The sequence below is a fragment of the Paenarthrobacter sp. NyZ202 genome, from assembly GCF_049860755.1.
GTDB lineage: Bacteria > Actinomycetota > Actinomycetes > Actinomycetales > Micrococcaceae > Arthrobacter.
The window spans coordinates 1,488,544-1,505,661 of the sequence record NZ_CP187556.1 but is presented as its reverse complement, the minus strand read 5'-3'; the positions used below and the strand labels follow the sequence as shown (position 1 = coordinate 1,505,661).

The following is a 17,118-nucleotide window of genomic DNA, read 5'->3' as shown; positions in this document are numbered from 1 at the left end:
CGAAGATGTGACGTGCATCGCCTGTCAGTCCAGGACCAGGCCCCTGCCCCGGCCCCTGGCCAGCATGACGGGATGGATTTCGCCAAAACCACGGACGTTTTCCGACGCCTGCGGTACCAGGACGAACCGGTCATCCTGCCCCAGCGCAGCAGCCGTCATGGCGTCCACCAACACCGTCCCCGGCTGGGCGAGGCTTGTGAGGCGGGCCGCCAGGTTAACCGTCGGGCCATAGATATCACCCAATCGGGAGAGAATGCGGCCCCACACCATGGAGACACGGGCCTGCGGAAGGATCTCGTCCTCGGTGAAGGCGTGGGCCAGGGCCAGCGAAATTTCCGCCCCTGCGGCCGGTGTTTCGGCGATGTACAGGACTTCGTCACCCACGGTCTTGACCAGGCGGCCACCACCCACGGAGATGATTTCGGCACACTTGTTCTCGAAGCGCTGCACCATCTGGGCCAGCGTCTTCTCATTCATGCGGCGCGACAGGCTTGTGTAGGACACGAGGTCCGCGAAGCCCACGGCCCGGGCCAGGGGCAGCGGAGCATCGTCCTCGTCACCTTCGCGTCCTTCCTCGCTGGCCTGCAGGCCGGCTTCGGCCCGGACCGCGAGGCGCTGGACGCCCGCGTTGAGCTGACGGCGGTAGGAGTAGACCAGGATTTCCTCAAGGGAATCCACCAGCGCCGGCAACTGGTTCACCAGCTGCTTCCGGGCCACGGCATCCGGAATACCCTGCTCCTGGACCATGTCCTCCACCAGGGCTTCAACCTGCCACACCACCATCCGGTCCGTCATCTGGCCGATGGACCGGGTAACCGAGATAGCGGCTTCCTCGGTCAGGAGACCGGCGCGGACCAGGTCCAGGATGGTGGTCAGCGCTGCCTGGTCCCGTTCGGTGAAGGCAACATCGTCATCGCCCCAATTGGGGAATCCAAGCGCACGCCACAGCTTCCGGGCGGACAGCACCGAAACGCCTGCCCCGGCAGCAACTTCACGACGGCGGAGCTTGCGTTCGCCGCCGAGGAGCCTCGCCTCGAGCGCTTTGATGGCAAGCCGCTCGGCCGACATCACACCGGTCGGTGGTCCCGTGGCGACGCTTGGCGCAGGCTCGGTGTCCTCGTCCACGGAAGGTTCGGGTACGGCGTCGAACTCTTCGCCCAGGTCCTCGCCGGACTTCTGCCCTTCAACGCTCATCTCTTCCACCTTCTCCCAGCTCCCACGGCACCTCATCGAAGTCCGTCAGGACTTCACCCTCAAAGACCTCACTATTCGGCAGTTCGCCCATTGCATCAAGGACGAACTCCCGGAATTTTCCGGCTTCCGGCACGTCGGCCAGTACAGCCGTACCGGATGGTCCGGTATCCAAGGATATATTCCCGGAGCGCAATGACCGTTGGAGCAGGTTCTGGTGGACACCCACGCTGCGTACCGAGGCCAGCGGCACCTGCCAGTCGGCGCGGTTGAACATCCCGTATTTGGCGATCACCCGGCGGCTGGTCAGGACATAGCGGACCGACCGCCATTTCAGCAGCCTCTTGACGCTGTAGCCAAGGAGCGCCAGAGCCGTCAGCCCGCCGCACGCACCCAACAGCCACGGGGTCCACTCACTGGTGATGAACGGGGCGAGCCGCTGCGGATTGCCTTTGACAATCCATGCGCAGGCATAGGCCGCCACGGCAGGCAGCACGATGAAGGTCACCACAGGAAAAAACAAGGAGCGGGCCTGTTGCCGCGTGATGGTAATGACCTGCTCCCCGGGAAGCAGTTCCTTACGCATAACCGCTTTCTGTGGCGCGCAGATGCACCACGTCTCCTGCCGTCACCACATGCTCCCGCCCACCATGGTCCACCACCAGCAGGGAGCCGTGCTCATCCAACCGTGAGGCATGGCCCACCAGTTCATGGTCCCCCGGCAGGTGGGCGCGGACCTCCCGGCCCAGGGTGACCATGGCGGATTCGACCCTCTTGTGCAGCGAGTGGCCTCCCTCCAGGCCTGCTGACGGGTCCCCTTCCGAATTACAGAAACTCCGGTAAAGCCGGGCGAAACGCCTCAGGTATGCCTGCAGCAGCGAGGTGCGGTCCGTCGTCGTGCTTCCTTCCAGGGCCAACGACGTTGCCGTTGGCACCGGCAGTTCATCTTCCGACAGGGAGACATTCAGGCCCACGCCGAGGATGACGGCAGGAACTGAACCGTCGCCCGGTGAAGTCAGCTGGGCGAGGATGCCCGCTACCTTGCGCCCGTTTACCAGGACGTCGTTGGGCCACTTGATGTCCGCCGTAATGCCCGCCGCCTCCTGCAAGGCCTCGCGCAGTGCCACCGCCGCCAGCAACGAGAGCCAGGAGTAGCTTTGCGTTGGTACCGGCATTCCGTCGGCGGTGACGGGGCGAAGCACCATGGACACGGAAACGGCGGACCGTTCCGGGGATTCCCAGTGGCGGTCCAGGCGCCCGCGGGCGGCCGTCTGGTGCTCAGCGGTCAGGACAGCCAGGTCCGCCCATTTCTTCGGTTCCACTGTGACCGCCCGCACCAGGTCCTGGTTGGTGGATCCCGTGGAGTCGACGATCTTCAGCTGCGAAATGCCCGTAGCCGACAGGAACTCCGGGGCCAGCAGCGCTTCGCGGTCCAACGCAGAACGCTCCCGGGAGTCGTGGCGGTGGCTGGAATCAGGCTGTTCGGCATCCATGGCAGAATCCTATCCAGTCGGGACGCGCGCAAGCGCCCCGGGCGCCTGCGAATCTGCTTAGAGGAAGATGTCCCGGACCAGTTGGTCTTCGGGAGCGCCCAAGCTGTAGGGCGAGAAATCATCAACACCCGCCGCCCGCAGGACGTCCTCATCGGTATGGAAATTCCCGGTCGTCTTCGTGCCGCCTGAAAGGTTGGCGCCGGTGAGGATGGCGTGGGCGGCATCAGCCATGATCTCCGGGCCCCGGGCAGCCTTCACCATCTGCCCGCCTCCGGGCATGTTCCGGATGGCTGCGGTGTCGATCAGCGTGCACGGCCACAGAGAGTTGACGGACACGCCGCGGTCCTTGAACTCTTCTGCGAGCCCGAGGGTGGTCAGGCTCATGCCGTACTTGGCCATGGTGTACGCCAGATGCATCCCGGCCCACTTGGGGTCCAGGTTCAGCGGTGGCGACAGCGTCAGGATGTGGCCACTGCCGGAATCCAGCAGTGCGGGCAGCGCCAGCTTGGACAGCAGGAAGGTTCCCCGGACGTTGATGTCCTGCATGAGGTCGTAGCGTTTCATGTCCACAGCGTCAGTGCGGGACAGATCGATCGCCGAGGCGTTGTTGATGACGACGTCGATGCCTCCAAACCGCTCGACGGCGGCACTCACCGCGGCGGCTACGTCATCGTCATTGCGGACGTCCCCGACGAGGGGCAGCGCCTGCCCGCCGGCGGCCACCAACTGCTCAGCAGCCGTGAAGACCGTGCCTTCCAGCTTCGGGTGCGGCTTGCCGGTCTTGGCCAGCAGGACGATATTGGCTCCGTCCCGGGCGGCCTTGGTGGCAATGGCAAGCCCGATGCCGCGGCTGCCACCGGACATGATGATGGTTTTGCCCTTCAGGGAACCGGTGGCTGCATACGGAGATGCGCCGTGCTGCGGGACCTGGGAAGCGTCGTTGCCTTGAGTCATGGACACACTCTAACCCAGATATGTTACTGACGGGTAACATAGTGGCTTCTTCGGCTTCGCGTCGGAAAATTGTAGGGTTTCTACAGCGGTTCGCGGCAAAGGCGTCACTAGACTGGCCAGCGAGGCCTGTTCTTTGTACGGAAGCTACTTAACGAGCTTTTACCGTAAATGGACTGCGCCAGCGAATATCAGCTACAGAGCCGGAGACACTTGATGAGCCACGATCTGACAACGACAGCGGGAAAGATTGCAGACTTCCGCGACCGCCAGGCACGGGCTGAACAGCCTTCGGGCCCTGAAGCGATCGAGAAGCAGCACGCACGCGGCAAGAACACGGCCCGTGAGCGCATCGACCTGCTGGTTGACCCCGGATCGTTCGTCGAGTTCGACGCCCTGGCAGTGCACCGCTCCACCGCCTTCGGCATGGAAAAGAAGAAGCCCCTCGGCGATGGCGTGGTTTCCGGGTACGGCACCGTGGACGGCCGCCTGATCGCCATCTACAGCCAGGACTTCAGTGTCTATGGCGGTTCCCTGAGCCAGGTCAATGGCGAAAAAATCGTCAAGGTCCAGGAATTCGCCCTCCGCAATGGCTGCCCGGTAGTGGGCATCAACGACGGTGGCGGCGCCCGCATCCAGGAAGGCGTGGCGTCGTTGGCCATGTTCGCGGACATCTTCCGTAACAACGTCCACGCTTCCGGAGTGGTCCCGCAGATCTCCCTCATCATGGGTCCGTGCGCCGGTGGGGCCGCATACTCCCCCGCCCTGACCGACTACGTGGTCATGGTGGACAAGACCTCCCACATGTTCATCACCGGACCAGACGTCATCAAGACCGTCACCGGCGAAGACGTGGACATGGAAACCCTGGGCGGTGCGCGCCAGCACAACGCCACCACAGGAACGTCCACGTACCTGGCCTCCGACGAAGCCGACGCCATCGAGTTCGTCCGTGAACTGCTGGACTTCCTCCCGTCCAACAACCTGTCCGAGGCGCCCGTGGTGGAGCACGACCAGGAACTCGAACTGGACGAGGACGATCTCGCCCTGGACGGCCTGATCCCGGACTCCGCCAACCAGCCCTATGACATGCGCAAGGTCATCGAGCAGATCGTGGACGATGCCCACTTCCTGGAGATGCAGTCCCTGTATGCCCCCAACGTGATCATTGGGTATGGCAGGGTTGAAGGCCACACGGTGGGCATCGTGGCCAACCAGCCCATGCAGTTCGCTGGAACCCTGGACATTTCCGCCTCCGAAAAGGCCGCCCGCTTTGTCCGCCACTGCGACGCCTTCAACATCCCCATCATCACCCTGGTTGACGTTCCGGGCTTCCTTCCCGGCAAGGACCAGGAGTTCCAGGGCATCATCCGCCGCGGTGCCAAGCTCCTCTACGCCTACGCAGAGGCAACTGTTCCCAAGCTCACCGTGATCACCCGTAAGGCCTACGGCGGCGCGTACATCGTAATGGGCTCCAAGAAGCTCGGCGCCGACCTCAACCTCGCGTGGCCCACGGCGCAGATCGGTGTCATGGGTGCCCAGGGCGCAGTCAACATCCTGTACCGACGTGACCTCGCCGCCGTTGCCGAAGCCGGTGGCGATGTTGAAGCCAAGCGGGCCGAAATCATCCAGGGCTACGAGGAAGAACTGCTCAACCCCTACCAGGCCGCCGAACTGGGATACGTTGACGCCGTGATCGCTCCATCCGACACGCGATTGCAGATCATCCGTGGACTGCGCGCTCTCCGGGACAAGCGCGCCAGCCTGCCCACCAAGAAGCACGGGAACATCCCGCTGTGAGCGCGGCACAGAACCCGGTACCGGCCAGCGAGCCGGTGCTGCCCATGTTCTCCGTGGTCAAGGGAGACCCCACGCCCGAAGAGCTCGCGGCGCTGGCCGCCGTCGTCGCTTCCGTTGGAGTACCCCAGGCCCCGGCGCCTTCAAAACCAAACGTGCGCCACTGGGTGCGCCGCCAGCAGTTGCGCCTCGACCCCACCCCGGGTCCCGGCGCCTGGCGGCGCAGCCGCGGCTGATTCCCGACGCACGTTCAGCAACCCTTTCACGTGACGGTGGTGACGGTTAGGCTCTGGGGGTGACTACTGCAAACACCCCTGCACGGCCCAAGTCCGCCATTGACGCCGTCGCCGATGCCTACACAGACAAGCTGATCGAACTCAATCCCAGCTTCGCCACAACGCTGGGATTGCCGGGGCACGAGACGGAATACCAGGACTATTCACCGGCCGGCACCGAGGCACATGCCAAGGCCACGCGGGAGGCCTTGGAGGCGCTGGCTGCCCTGGAGCCTTCCGATGACACCGACGTAGTGACCCTGGATGCCATGCGCGAACGGCTCGGCCTGGAACTGGAGATCCACGCCTCCGGCTGGGATGCTGCCGATCTCAACAACATTGCTTCACCCGCACAGGACATCCGCGCCATCTTCGACCTCATGCCCACGGACACGGTGGAGCAGTGGGGACATATCGCCGGTCGCGCGGCCAATGTTCCCGAGGCGATCGAGGGGTACATCAGCTCGCTGCGCGCTGCTGCGGCTGACGGCAAGGTTTCCGCCGCCCGCCAGGTCCGGATCGTCATCGAACAAACCAGCCGCTACGCCGCCGAAGACGGGTTCTTCGCCAAGCTTGCCGCTGAGGCCACGGTGGGCGGCTCGCCGCTTCCAGCCGACGTGCAGGCCAAACTCGACGACGGATCCTCGGCGGCGCGGGAAGCTTACGGTTCCCTTGCTGCTTTCCTCCGGGACGAACTGCTGCCCGCGGCTCCGGAGAAGGACGCCGTGGGCCGGGAACGTTATGCCCTGGCATCGCGATCCTTCCTGGGCGCCACCGTGGACCTTGAGGAAACGTACGCCTGGGGCGTGCAGGAACTTGAACGGCTCATTGCCGAACAGGAAAAAGTGGCCGGTCAGATCAAGTCCGGTGCCTCGATCGAAGAAGCCAAAAACATCCTGAACAACGATCCCGCCCGGCAGATCAAGGGCACCGACGCCCTCAAGGCCTGGATGCAGGACCTCTCCGACCGTGCCGTATCCGAGCTGGCCGACGTGCATTTCGACATTCCGGACATCATGAAGACCCTCGAATGCATGATCGCCCCCACGGACGAAGGCGGCATCTACTACACGGGCCCCTCCGACGATTTCTCGCGCCCTGGACGCATGTGGTGGTCTGTCCCCGCAGGTGAGGACACGTTCACCACGTGGTCGGAGACCACCACCGTGTTCCACGAGGGCGTTCCCGGCCACCACCTCCAGGTTGCAACGGCAACCTATCGCCGCGAACTGCTCAACAACTGGCGCCGGAACGTCTGCTGGGTGTCGGGGCACGGTGAGGGTTGGGCGCTCTACGCCGAACAACTGATGCTGGAACTCGGTTACCTCAAGGATCCGGGCGACCACATGGGCATGCTGGACGGCCAGCGGATGCGGGCAGCCCGGGTGGTGTTCGATATCGGCGTCCACCTGGAACTGCCCGTTCCCGAACGGTGGGGCAGCGGAACCTGGACGCCGGAGAAGGGCTTCGACTTCCTCAAAGCCAATCTGGACATCAGCGAAGGCCAACTGCAGTTTGAGTTTGCCCGCTACCTCGGCTGGCCCGGGCAAGCACCCTCCTACAAGGTCGGCCAGCGCCTGTGGGAGCAGATCCGGGCGGAGCTGGAATCCCGCGAAGGCTTCGACCTGAAGTCCTTCCACAGCAAAGCGCTGAACATCGGCTCGGTGGGGTTGGACGTGCTGCGCAGGGCGTTGCTGGGCTGATCCGGGGCGCTCACCGGAGACCAACGTCACAAACGCACAAGGAATAACTTTTGCGCACGTAACATTTCTAAACGTCCGTTCGCTATGTTATTTGCGAAGCACCTACCGTGTTCCGGTGAGCACCTCAAACACCATCACTCCCGCATCCGGCACGTCCGGTTCCCGGCTCCCCAAGTGGGCCGGTTCCTTCGGCGTCCAGATCATCGCCGCCCTTATCGTGGGCCTCGTCCTGGGCCTCATCGCCAAGTACACGGGCAGCACCAAAGCAGCCCCCAACGGGCTTGGCGCAACCCTTCAGACGATCGGTTCCAGCTACGTCGCCCTGCTGCAGACGGCCGTCGTTCCACTGATCTTCACCGCCGTGGTGAGCTCCATTGCAAACCTCCGACAGGTCTCCAACGCAGCGAGGCTCGCTTGGAACACGCTGCTGTGGTTCGCCATCACCTCCCTGGTTTCCGTACTTATCGGCATCGGCCTGGGCGTGCTGCTTCAGCCCGGTGCCGCCACCGGCATCACGGAAGAAGCCAAGTACGCGGGCAAGACGGGTGACTGGTGGGCGTTCCTCATCGGGCTGTTCCCCAAGAACTTCCTTGGCCTCGGCGCAAGCTCGACGGTCACCGAAAGCGCCAACGCCGCCACCACCGTCAGCACGTCCGTGAGCTTCAACGTCCTCCAGATCCTGGTGATCGCGATCGCCGTCGGTATCGCTGCACTCAAGGTGGGCAAGCAGGCCGAGGCTTTCCTGACCTTCAACGCTTCAGCCCTGGCCGTCATCCAGAAGGTCTTGTGGTGGATCATCCGCATCGCCCCGATCGGCACCATTGGCCTGATCGGTAACGCCGTGGCCATCTACGGCTGGGACACCATCGGATCGCTGGGCAAATTCACGCTTGCCATCTATGTAGGCCTGGCTCTGGTGCTGTTCGTGCTCTACCCGGTGCTGGTCCGCGCCCACGGTCTGTCCATCAAGCAGTACTTCTCCGGCGTGTGGCCGGCCGTGCAGTTGGCCTTCGTTTCCCGCTCGTCCATCGGCACGCTGCCGCTCACGCAGCGCGTCACCGAGCGCAACCTCGGCGTTCCCTCAGGCTACGCATCCTTCGCCGTGCCGCTCGGAGCCACCACCAAGATGGACGGCTGCGCCGCGATCTACCCGGCCATCGCTGCGATCTTCGTGGCCCAGTTCTTCGGCATCAACCTGGACTTCAGCCAGTATCTGCTCATCGTCCTGGTCTCAGTCCTGGGTTCAGCGGCCACGGCCGGCACCACCGGCGCCGTAGTGATGCTCACCCTGACCCTGTCCACGCTGGGACTGCCGCTGGCCGGCGTCGGTCTTCTCCTGGCCATCGACCCGATCCTGGACATGGGCCGGACCGCCGTCAACGTGGCAGGCCAGGCCCTGGTCCCCGCAATCGTGGCCAAACGCCAAGGCATCCTGGACGAATCGCTGTACAACGCGCCCCGTAACGGCGCTGCATTCAACGACGAGTCCGGCACGGACACCCCTGCGACAGAGGCCGGGAAACCGGAACTGGCTGACACCAAGGCCTGACCGCAGGCTTCCATGCCTCAAGTGAATCCCCGGACTTTCCCCGGGGATTCACCTGCTTAACGGCGACTTCTGGATAGGCTCTGGATCATGCTGATCGTTACCTCGAATGAAATTCCCGGCCACCGCATTGACGCCGTCTTCGGCGAAGTCATGGGCCTCACTGTCCGTTCACGCGACATCGGGTCGCAGATGCTCGCCGGATTCCGCTCCTTGGGTGGCGGCGAACTGCCCGAGATGACCCGTGCCCTGTACGAAAGCCGCCAGGAAGTGATGGCCCGCATGGTCAACGAGGCACAGCAGCGCGGTGCAAATGCGATCGTCGCCATGCGTTTCGACACCTCCGAGATGGGCACCAACTGGACCGAAGTTTGCGCCTACGGAACGGCTGTCTATGTTCTGCCGCTGGGTGAGGGCGAGCCGGGAGCAACCGGGCAGTCGATTTATCTGACCAAGCAGCAGCCACAGCAGGGAGCAGGCCATCCGCAGCAGAGTGCGCCGCAGCAGCCTGGTCAGCAGTTCCCCGGCCAGCCGCAGTTCTAAGAAAGCCCCGGCACAGCCCCGCCCGCGTCAGTGCAGGGCTGTGCCTGGCAAAGGCGGCGCCTTGGACCGGTAGGTGTGTCCTGTCGGAGTCCTGACATCCATGCTGTGCATGGGCAGGGCGGTTACCGTTGTGGACGACCACCCCGGGCTCTCCTTGGTGTGGTTGCACTGCTCGCAGAGTCCGGCACCGTTATTCAGGCTGGTGGGACCGCCTGAATGCCATGGAACGACGTGGTCGATGTGGCGTATGGGCGCGTCACAGTAAGGCGTGCGGCACACGGCGTCCCTGGTTTCGATGAACCGCCGCAGGCCGCCGGGGAAGAGCCTGGACCTGGTATCCATGGCCACAAGTTCTCCGCTGGCCGGCGCTGTGTAGAGCCGGCGCAGGTAGACATCGTAGTTATGACCTTTAGACCCGGATCCCCCTTGTCCGGACGCCGCTTGCAGTTCGCTCGAAGACGGCGACGGCCCGCCCGCATTAATCCCAGCCCCACCACCCTCACCAACAAGAGCACGTGCCCAGCCGCCCGGAACGATGCCATAACCCGATAACCGGGCCGGCTCCGAATCTCCCTGGAACAGCGTACGGTCGGTCATGACGAGCTGTAGTTCGAGCCGGCCTACACCCCCCGACGTTCCAATGAGCCGTTCAACCAGCGTGTCCGCCATAACCTGGCCCCTTGAACGGTCGTCGCCGCCCGAACGGGCAGAATCAGCCGACTGAGCCAATGCCTTGTAGGCGGCAACGCCCTGGGCTACAGGAAGCAGCGCGGTCAGTATCGCCATGGTGTCAGGAGCCGGCCGGAGACTAACATGCCGTTCCGAGGCAGCCCTGGCAGCGCGCTGGGTCACCGAACGAGGATCCCGACGGTAAGCGGCGGCCTTGGCAGCGGCGACGATCGAACGGTCGCCGGCGCCGTCGAAGGTCCCGCTGTCCGCGGCGAGTTCCTCATCTACCGCGCATCGATCCTCAGCGGACAGGCAGGCGGTTTCCCTGACCAGCAGAGTGGCCCGCCACTCATTGAGTTGGCCGGAGTCAAGCGCTGCCAGAGTGCGTGGCATCTCGGTTACCAGCGCCTTCGCGAAGCCCAACAACCGTGAACCCCGGTTGGGCGACTCCCGCCGTGCCAGCGCGACCTGAGCGGCGACTCCCCTGCCACGTTCCGATGCCGGGACGCCGGCTTCTGCTTGGACTTGGCGCTGGGCCTGATCAAAAGCCACAGCGATCTTGGCCTGCAGACCGGAAATGGCGGACTTCATATCCTCCAGAACGCGCAGCTGCTCGATCAGCTGGCCGGCGACGGTCAGTGCCTGAACCGGACCGGCGAGGGCAGGTAGCGGCACATTAGCTGCGCCAGCTTCCTGAGCCCCAATCCGTTCCATTCATTAAGGCTCCCAGAGAGGTCTGACATTTTAGGCTCGCTGCTGGTGGGACGGACCGAAACACTGCTCAGATTGCGCAGAGTGCAAAGTTGCACTTAGTGTAAGTATGTGACCCCCAATCAGCCGCCCGCTCCGCCCGGCACAGCCGAGTCAGGCGCTCCCTCGCGCCGCGAACTCAACAAGGCAGCTACCCGCAGCTCCATCGCAGCAGCCGCCCTTGACCTGCTCCGCAGCCACGGCCCGGGCAACTTCACCGTGGAAGACATCGCCGCCGCCGCAGGTGTATCCCGACGAACCTTTTTCAACTACTTCCCAAGCCTCGAGGCAGCCCTATCGTCCGTGGCCGACGGCTTCATGGATCGTGCCCTGGAGCAGTTCAAGCTGCGGCCCAACGACGAAACCATCCTCGAATCAGCCCAAGCCGCCCTCATGGCCCTCGCCGACCCGATGTCCGTTGCGCCCATGGCGGAACTGTTCAGCCTCACCCAGGACAACCGTTCGCTCGCCCGCTCCGAACTCGAAGCCTGGGACCACTGCACGGGACAAATCATCGACGCAGCCCGTTCCAGGCTGGGCGAGGACGTCAGTGAGCTGTACCTCCACGCACTGGCAGGCTCGGTCATTTCCTGCGGAAAAGCAGCCATGAACGTCTGGTTCGCTGAACGCGGGCCGGATCTCTCCCCCGAATCGCTCGCAGTCCTTCGCCAGCACCTCATCGATGCGATGGGGCTGCTGGGAGCCGGCTTCGCGCCGCCGTCGGACATTAACAACAGTGCGGCAGCCGCCGCGGCGTCCTCCGTTCCAACCACCACAGATCGGTTCTGACATGGCATCGTTCCTCTACCGACTCGGCCGGTTCTCCTACCGCCGCCGTTGGCTGGTCATTTCCCTATGGCTGGCCGTTTTGGTCGCCGTTGGCGGCTCTGCCGCTGCGTTCCACGGCACCATGTCCAACAACTTCACCATCCCCGGCACTGAAACACAGCAGATGGCCGACAAGTTGAAGGAAGCCCTCCCGGAGGCTTCGGGCGGGTCTGCGAGCGTGGCGTTCGAGGCCGGCGCTTCGGGCTTCGACCAAGCGGGCAAGGATGCAGTGGCAGATGCCTTGGCCAAGCTCGAAGAACTTCCTGACGTCCAGGGTGTGGTCAACCCCTTCACCACGCAGGAGCAGTTGGACCAGGCCGCAGCCCAGCTCGCCGACGGTGAGGCAAAGGCCGCTGCCGGGCAGGCGCAGTTGGATGCTGCCCGGGCGCAGCTCACCGCCGGTGAAGCCCAGCTTGCCGGAGCCGAACAGCAGCTTGCTGCAGCAGGATTGACCCCTGCCCAAATTGAAGCGCAGCTTGCACCTCAACGCGCCCAGCTCGCTGCCGGCAAGGAACAGCTCGACGCCGGAACCAAGGAAGCCGCCGACGGCGCCGCGGCGCTGGCCCTCGCCAAGCGCCAGATTGAAGCGTCAGACGGCATGCGGTTCGTCTCCAGCGACAACAAGGCCGCGATCGCGCAGGTCCAGTTCAAGACCTCCATCAATGCCGTGTCACCCGACGTCCGCAAGGAAGTCCAGGACATCGTCCATGGCGTCTCCTCCGCCGGCGTGACCGCGTACGCCAGCAAGGAAATCACGGAAGACGTTTCGCAGATCTTTGGCGTGGCGGAAATCGTGGGCGTAGCAGTGGCAGCCCTTGTCCTGATCCTCATGCTCGGAACCCTCATTGCTGCCGGACTGCCGCTTCTCATGGCCATCATCGGTGTGGCGGTTGGCGTCGGCGGGACCTTCGCCCTCACGAGCGTGATCGACATGAGCTCCATCTCGCCCATGCTTGCCCTGATGCTGGGCCTTGCCGTGGGGATCGACTATTCCCTCTTCATCGTCAACCGCCACCGCAACCAGCTTCTGGCGGGCATGGACGGCGAAGAATCGGCTGCGCTGGCCACAGGAACGTCGGGCAACGCCGTCCTGTTCGCAGGCCTGACGGTCATCATCGCACTGGCTGCACTGGTTGTGCCCGGGCTGCCGTTCCTGGCCGTCATGGGTGTTGCGGCCGCAGCGACAGTTGCGGTCGCCGTCGTCGTCGCCCTGACCCTGACGCCCGCGATCCTCGGCCTGATCGGACGCCGGCTGGTCTCCAAGCGTGCGTGGGCCAAAGCCGCGCGGCACAACGCCGAACCTGACCACGAAGCCGCGGACCGCGAACTCGACGAGAAGCGCAGCACCCGTGGGTGGGGCGGGCTGGTGACCCGCCACCCCTGGGTGGCCCTGATCCTCAGCATCGCGCTGCTGGGCGCGGTTGCGCTGCCCGCCTCACAGCTGCGGCTGGCACTGCCCGACGGCGGGTCCGAACCGGTCGACTCCCAGGCCTTTAAGGCGTACGACCTGACGCGCAGCAGTTTCGGCGAAGGAGTGACCGGACCGATCGTGGTGGTCGGCGAGTTCCCCGACGGCCTCAGCGAAACAGACGCCAGGAACAAGCAGTTTGACGTCGCCGATCAGTTGCGGAGCGTCGAAAACGTTGTCGCAGCCGTGCCCGCCGCGCTGAGCGAGGACCGACGCACCGCCGTCTACCAGGTCATCCCCAAGGAAGGCCCGGCCAGTGCCAGCACGGTGAAAGTGGTGTCCGAACTCCGTGCAAAGGGTGCGGAGATCCGCGAAGAGACAGGTGTCACCATCGGCTTGACCGGACAGACGGCAGGCAACATCGACGTCTCCGAAAAGCTCGGTGCCGCCCTGCCGCCCTACCTGGCAATCGTCGTCGGGCTATCCCTGATCCTCCTGCTGCTGGTGTTCCGCTCCATCGTGGTGCCGCTGCTCGCCACTGGCGGGTTCCTGCTGTCGCTCGCCGCCGCGTTCGGCGCCGTGGTGGCGGTGTATCAGTGGGGCTGGCTGGGCCAGGTGTTCGATGTCGCCAACCCGGGCGCAGTCCTGAGCTTCCTGCCCATCATCCTGATCGGTGTACTGTTCGGTCTGGCCATGGACTACCAGGTGTTCATCACCTCCGGCATGCGTGAGTCCTTCATGCACGGCGAATCGGCCAAGCACGCCGTCCGGACCGGGTTCAGCCATGCCGCTGCCGTGGTGACGGCTGCAGCGATCATCATGGTCAGCGTGTTCGCCGGCTTTATCTTCAGCCACCTGACCATGGTCCGGCCGCTCGGCTTCGCCATGGCGTTCGGTGTGCTGATTGACGCCTTCGTGGTCCGCATGACGATCGTTCCCGCCGTCATGTACCTCCTCGGCGAAAAGGCCTGGTGGCTGCCGAAGTGGCTGGACCGTCTCCTTCCGGACGTCGATGTGGAGGGCGCCAAGCTGAACCGCAGCGACCGTGCCACATCGGGCGCGCAGGAACTGGTCCACTGACCCTTTCTCACCGATTACCCCCTTTTGACGAACGCTCTCTCACCTATCGCTTCCTCCCGGCCATCCACGGCAATGGGTGAGAGAGCGTCAGGCCAACCACGGCAATCGGTGAGAGAGCGTCCGGCCAACCACGGCAATCGGTGAGAGAGCGTCAGGCCAACCACGGCAATCGGTGAGAGAGCGTCCGGCCATCCACGGCAATCGGTGAGAGAGCGTCAGGCCAACCACGGCAATCGGTGAGAGAGCGTCAGGCCAACCACGGCAATCGGTGAGAGAGCGTCCGTATAGGCTTGGGGGCGTGACCAGATTGATCCTTGCTTCCCAGTCCCCTGCCCGCACCAAGCTCCTCACCGAGGCGGGCATCCGGCATGACGTCCTTGTTTCGGACGTGGATGAGGACGCGGTGCAGGCCCGCTACGGAGTGACGGATCCCCACGACACCGCGCTGCTCCTTGCCCGCGCAAAGGCCGAAGCTGTTGCTTCGCTCCCCGAAGCCGAAGGTGCCTTGGTTATCGGCTGCGATTCGGTCTTCGAGTTCGACGGCGAGTCGCACGGCAAGCCGTACACGCCGGATGTCGCCAAGGAGCGTATGCTGCGCATGAGCGGCTCGAAGGGGGTTCTCCACACGGGGCACTGGCTGGTTGACTGCCGCGAGACCGCCGCAGACGTGGACGACGACGAGCCCGCCACCGGGACCGGTGCCACCTTGGGTGCCGTCTCCAGCGCGGAAGTGCACTTTGCCGAGATGTCCACCGAAGACATCGACGCCTACATCGCCACCGGCGAACCGCTCCACTGTGCAGGCTCCTTCACCATAGACGGCTTGGGCGGGGCGTTCATCCGCAAGGTCGACGGCGACCCGCACGCCGTCGTCGGTCTTTCCATCTCCACGCTTCGCGACTTGCTCAGCCATGCGAACGTCAACGTCACAGAGCTGTGGGCCCAGGAAACAGGTTTGTAGCAACCCTACAAAGGAACGCCGGTTCACACACGGAATCCCCCATCAATATGGGCGGAACCCTCACAATCGCGCTACGCTCCTCAAGGACAGAAGGAGTCAACAACTTGTCAGCTAACCCGGCGCAGCCCATTTCCAGCCCTCTTACCAAGGTCTTGATTGCCAACCGCGGCGAGATCGCGGTCCGTATCATCCGAGCCGCCCGGGACGAAGGCATCGCCTCCGTAGCCGTTTACGCAGACCCGGACCGTGATGCCCTGCACGTTCGCCTCGCTGACGAGGCCTACGCACTCGGTGGCAACACGGCAGCGGAGTCGTACCTGGTGATGGACAAGATCATCGAGGTCGCCAAGCAGTCCGGCGCCGACGGCATCCACCCGGGCTACGGATTCCTGGCCGAGAATGCCGAGTTCGCCGCCAAGGTGATCGAAGCCGGGATCAACTGGATCGGCCCCTCCCCTGAGGCCATCTCCGCACTCGGCGACAAGGTCCAGGCCCGCCACATTGCCGAAAAGGTCGGCGCCCCGCTGGTCCCCGGCACTGCCGACCCGGTCAAGGACGCGGACGAAATCCTGAAGTTCGCCGAGGAATTCGGCCTCCCCGTTGCCATCAAGGCAGCGTTCGGTGGTGGTGGCCGCGGCATCAAGGTCGCCCGCACCATGGAAGAGATCCCGGAGCTCTACGAATCCGCTGTCCGTGAAGCCGTCGCAGCATTCGGCCGTGGCGAGTGCTTCATCGAACGCTTCCTGGATTCCCCGCGGCACGTGGAAACCCAGTGCCTGGCGGACGCCTACGGCAATGTTGTTGTGGTCTCCACCCGCGACTGCTCCCTGCAGCGCCGCAACCAGAAGCTCGTGGAAGAGGCTCCCGCACCTTACCTGAGCGAAGAGCAGAACAAGCGCCTCTACGAATCCTCCAAGGCCATCCTCAAGGAGGCCAACTACCTCGGCGCCGGAACGTGCGAGTTCCTGGTAGGCCAGGACGGCACCATCTCCTTCCTCGAGGTCAACACCCGCCTTCAGGTGGAGCACTGCGTGTCCGAGGAAGTCACGGGCATCGACCTGGTCCGCGAGCAGTTCCGGATCGCCCGCGGAGAAGCCCTGGGCTACGAGGACCCCGAAGTCCGCGGCCACTCCTTCGAGTTCCGCATCACGGGCGAGGACCCGGGCCGCAACTTCATGCCTGCACCCGGCACCATCAGCACGCTGAAGAACCCCACCGGCCCCGGCATCCGCGTTGATTCCGGAGTGGAACAGGGCGACATCATCAGCGGCAACTTCGACTCGATGCTGTCCAAGCTGATCGTCACCGGTTCCAGCCGCGAGCAGGCACTCCAGCGTTCGCGCCGTGCCCTGGAGGAAATGGTGGTGGAAGGCATTCCCACCGTTATCCCCTTCGACCTCGCCGTGGTCACGGACCCTGACTTTGCACCGGTCGAAGGCCCCTTCAAGGTCCACACCCGCTGGATCGAGACCGAATTCGTCAACAACATTCCGGCGTGGTCCCCGTCCGGCGCCGGCGCAGAAGGTCCCGACGCCGGTGATCGCCAGCGCGTGGTCGTCGAAGTTGGCGGCAAGCGCCTTGAGGTCGTCCTGCCGTCCGGCCTGGGTGCCGGTGTCGCCGCCGTTTCCAGTGGTTCGGGCGCCAAGGCAGGCAAGTCGAAGAAGCGGTCCCGCTCGGCAGGCGCCACCGCCGCTGCTGCCGGCGGCAACGCCCTGACCTCCCCGATGCAGGGAACCATCGTCAAGATCGCTGCAGCCGATGGCGACGTGGTGGCCGAGGGCGACCTGATCGTGGTCCTCGAAGCCATGAAGATGGAGCAGCCCCTGACCGCGCACAAGGCCGGTACTGTCCGCGGCCTGACGGCTTCCGCAGGGGAAACCGTGTCCGCCGGCGCTGTCATCGCCACCATCGAGGACTAAAGCG

At 64.4% G+C, this 17,118-nt stretch carries 14 protein-coding genes; 9 read left to right on the top strand and 5 right to left on the bottom strand.

What is annotated here, in order from left to right:
- Positions 1-24: 24 nt before the first annotated feature.
- From ACPFL9_RS07055 to ACPFL9_RS07040, 4 genes are read right to left on the bottom strand one after another with little or no spacing between them, the layout of a single operon-like run.
- A complete protein-coding gene (locus ACPFL9_RS07055) occupies positions 25-1,194 on the bottom strand; it encodes an adenylate/guanylate cyclase domain-containing protein (protein WP_426006649.1) in 1,170 nt (389 codons plus the stop codon).
- Positions 1,184-1,777 (bottom strand): PH domain-containing protein, encoded by a 594-nt coding sequence (locus ACPFL9_RS07050; RefSeq protein WP_426006648.1) that lies wholly within the window; start codon positions 1,775-1,777, stop codon positions 1,184-1,186. The genes ACPFL9_RS07055 and ACPFL9_RS07050 overlap by 11 nt, the downstream gene beginning before the upstream one ends.
- On the bottom strand, positions 1,770-2,684 hold the full coding sequence (locus ACPFL9_RS07045) for a biotin--[acetyl-CoA-carboxylase] ligase (protein ID WP_426006647.1): 915 nt from the start codon (positions 2,682-2,684) through the stop codon (positions 1,770-1,772). The genes ACPFL9_RS07050 and ACPFL9_RS07045 overlap by 8 nt, the downstream gene beginning before the upstream one ends.
- A gap of 57 nt (positions 2,685-2,741) precedes the next feature.
- Complete coding sequence (locus ACPFL9_RS07040; RefSeq protein WP_426006646.1) at positions 2,742-3,638, bottom strand: SDR family oxidoreductase; 897 nt, start codon at positions 3,636-3,638, stop codon at positions 2,742-2,744.
- A 213-nt stretch (positions 3,639-3,851) separates the two neighbouring features.
- On the opposite strand from ACPFL9_RS07040, the gene ACPFL9_RS07035 reads away from it, so the two are divergent.
- The 5 genes from ACPFL9_RS07035 to ACPFL9_RS07015 all read left to right on the top strand — a co-directional run bounded on the left by ACPFL9_RS07035 (position 3,852) and on the right by ACPFL9_RS07015 (position 9,499).
- Positions 3,852-5,435, top strand: a complete 1,584-nt coding sequence (locus ACPFL9_RS07035) for an acyl-CoA carboxylase subunit beta (RefSeq protein WP_426006645.1) — start codon at positions 3,852-3,854, stop codon at positions 5,433-5,435.
- 44 nt (positions 5,436-5,479) lie between these two features.
- A complete protein-coding gene (locus ACPFL9_RS07030) occupies positions 5,480-5,668 on the top strand; it encodes an acyl-CoA carboxylase epsilon subunit (protein ID WP_426007508.1) in 189 nt (62 codons plus the stop codon).
- Between the two features lie 59 nt (positions 5,669-5,727).
- A complete protein-coding gene (locus ACPFL9_RS07025; protein WP_426006644.1) occupies positions 5,728-7,410 on the top strand; it encodes a DUF885 domain-containing protein in 1,683 nt (560 codons plus the stop codon).
- 115 nt (positions 7,411-7,525) lie between these two features.
- Entirely contained in the window at positions 7,526-8,959 is a 1,434-nt protein-coding gene (locus ACPFL9_RS07020) for a dicarboxylate/amino acid:cation symporter (RefSeq protein WP_426006643.1), read from the top strand.
- An 87-nt stretch (positions 8,960-9,046) separates the two neighbouring features.
- Positions 9,047-9,499 carry a YbjQ family protein gene (locus ACPFL9_RS07015; protein ID WP_426006642.1) on the top strand — a complete coding sequence of 151 codons (453 nt, stop codon included), beginning with the start codon at positions 9,047-9,049 and terminating at the stop codon, positions 9,497-9,499.
- Positions 9,500-9,526: 27 nt separating this feature from the next.
- Here the strand turns inward: ACPFL9_RS07015 and ACPFL9_RS07010 are convergent, their stop codons facing one another.
- Complete coding sequence (locus ACPFL9_RS07010) at positions 9,527-10,882, bottom strand: HNH endonuclease (protein ID WP_426006641.1); 1,356 nt, start codon at positions 10,880-10,882, stop codon at positions 9,527-9,529.
- Between the two features lie 108 nt (positions 10,883-10,990).
- Between ACPFL9_RS07010 and ACPFL9_RS07005 the strand changes: the two genes are divergently transcribed.
- From ACPFL9_RS07005 to ACPFL9_RS06990, 4 genes are all read left to right on the top strand, one after another.
- Entirely contained in the window at positions 10,991-11,707 is a 717-nt protein-coding gene (locus tag ACPFL9_RS07005) for a TetR family transcriptional regulator (RefSeq protein WP_426006640.1), read from the top strand.
- A 1-nt stretch (position 11,708) separates the two neighbouring features.
- On the top strand, positions 11,709-14,234 hold the full coding sequence (locus tag ACPFL9_RS07000) for an MMPL family transporter (RefSeq protein WP_426006639.1): 2,526 nt from the start codon (positions 11,709-11,711) through the stop codon (positions 14,232-14,234).
- A 298-nt stretch (positions 14,235-14,532) separates the two neighbouring features.
- On the top strand, positions 14,533-15,195 hold the full coding sequence (locus tag ACPFL9_RS06995; RefSeq protein ID WP_426006637.1) for a Maf family protein: 663 nt from the start codon (positions 14,533-14,535) through the stop codon (positions 15,193-15,195).
- A 47-nt stretch (positions 15,196-15,242) separates the two neighbouring features.
- Complete coding sequence (locus tag ACPFL9_RS06990; protein WP_426006636.1) at positions 15,243-17,114, top strand: acetyl/propionyl/methylcrotonyl-CoA carboxylase subunit alpha; 1,872 nt, start codon at positions 15,243-15,245, stop codon at positions 17,112-17,114.
- Positions 17,115-17,118 lie beyond the last annotated feature (4 nt).

What these genes read in the sequence shown, in the direction of transcription:
- ACPFL9_RS07055 (WP_426006649.1), bottom strand. Translation starts at nt 1,194, where the DNA reads ATGAGCGTTGAAGGGCAGAAGTCCGGCGAGGACCTGGGCGAAGAGTTC.
- ACPFL9_RS07050 (WP_426006648.1), bottom strand. Translation starts at nt 1,777, where the DNA reads ATGCGTAAGGAACTGCTTCCCGGGGAGCAGGTCATTACCATCACGCGG.
- ACPFL9_RS07045 (WP_426006647.1), bottom strand. Translation starts at nt 2,684, where the DNA reads ATGGATGCCGAACAGCCTGATTCCAGCCACCGCCACGACTCCCGGGAG.
- ACPFL9_RS07040 (WP_426006646.1), bottom strand. Translation starts at nt 3,638, where the DNA reads ATGACTCAAGGCAACGACGCTTCCCAGGTCCCGCAGCACGGCGCATCT.
- ACPFL9_RS07035 (WP_426006645.1), top strand. Translation starts at nt 3,852, where the DNA reads ATGAGCCACGATCTGACAACGACAGCGGGAAAGATTGCAGACTTCCGC.
- ACPFL9_RS07030 (WP_426007508.1), top strand. Translation starts at nt 5,480, where the DNA reads ATGTTCTCCGTGGTCAAGGGAGACCCCACGCCCGAAGAGCTCGCGGCG.
- ACPFL9_RS07015 (WP_426006642.1), top strand. Translation starts at nt 9,047, where the DNA reads ATGCTGATCGTTACCTCGAATGAAATTCCCGGCCACCGCATTGACGCC.
- ACPFL9_RS07010 (WP_426006641.1), bottom strand. Translation starts at nt 10,882, where the DNA reads ATGGAACGGATTGGGGCTCAGGAAGCTGGCGCAGCTAATGTGCCGCTA.
- ACPFL9_RS07000 (WP_426006639.1), top strand. Translation starts at nt 11,709, where the DNA reads ATGGCATCGTTCCTCTACCGACTCGGCCGGTTCTCCTACCGCCGCCGT.
- ACPFL9_RS06990 (WP_426006636.1), top strand. Translation starts at nt 15,243, where the DNA reads ATGGGCGGAACCCTCACAATCGCGCTACGCTCCTCAAGGACAGAAGGA.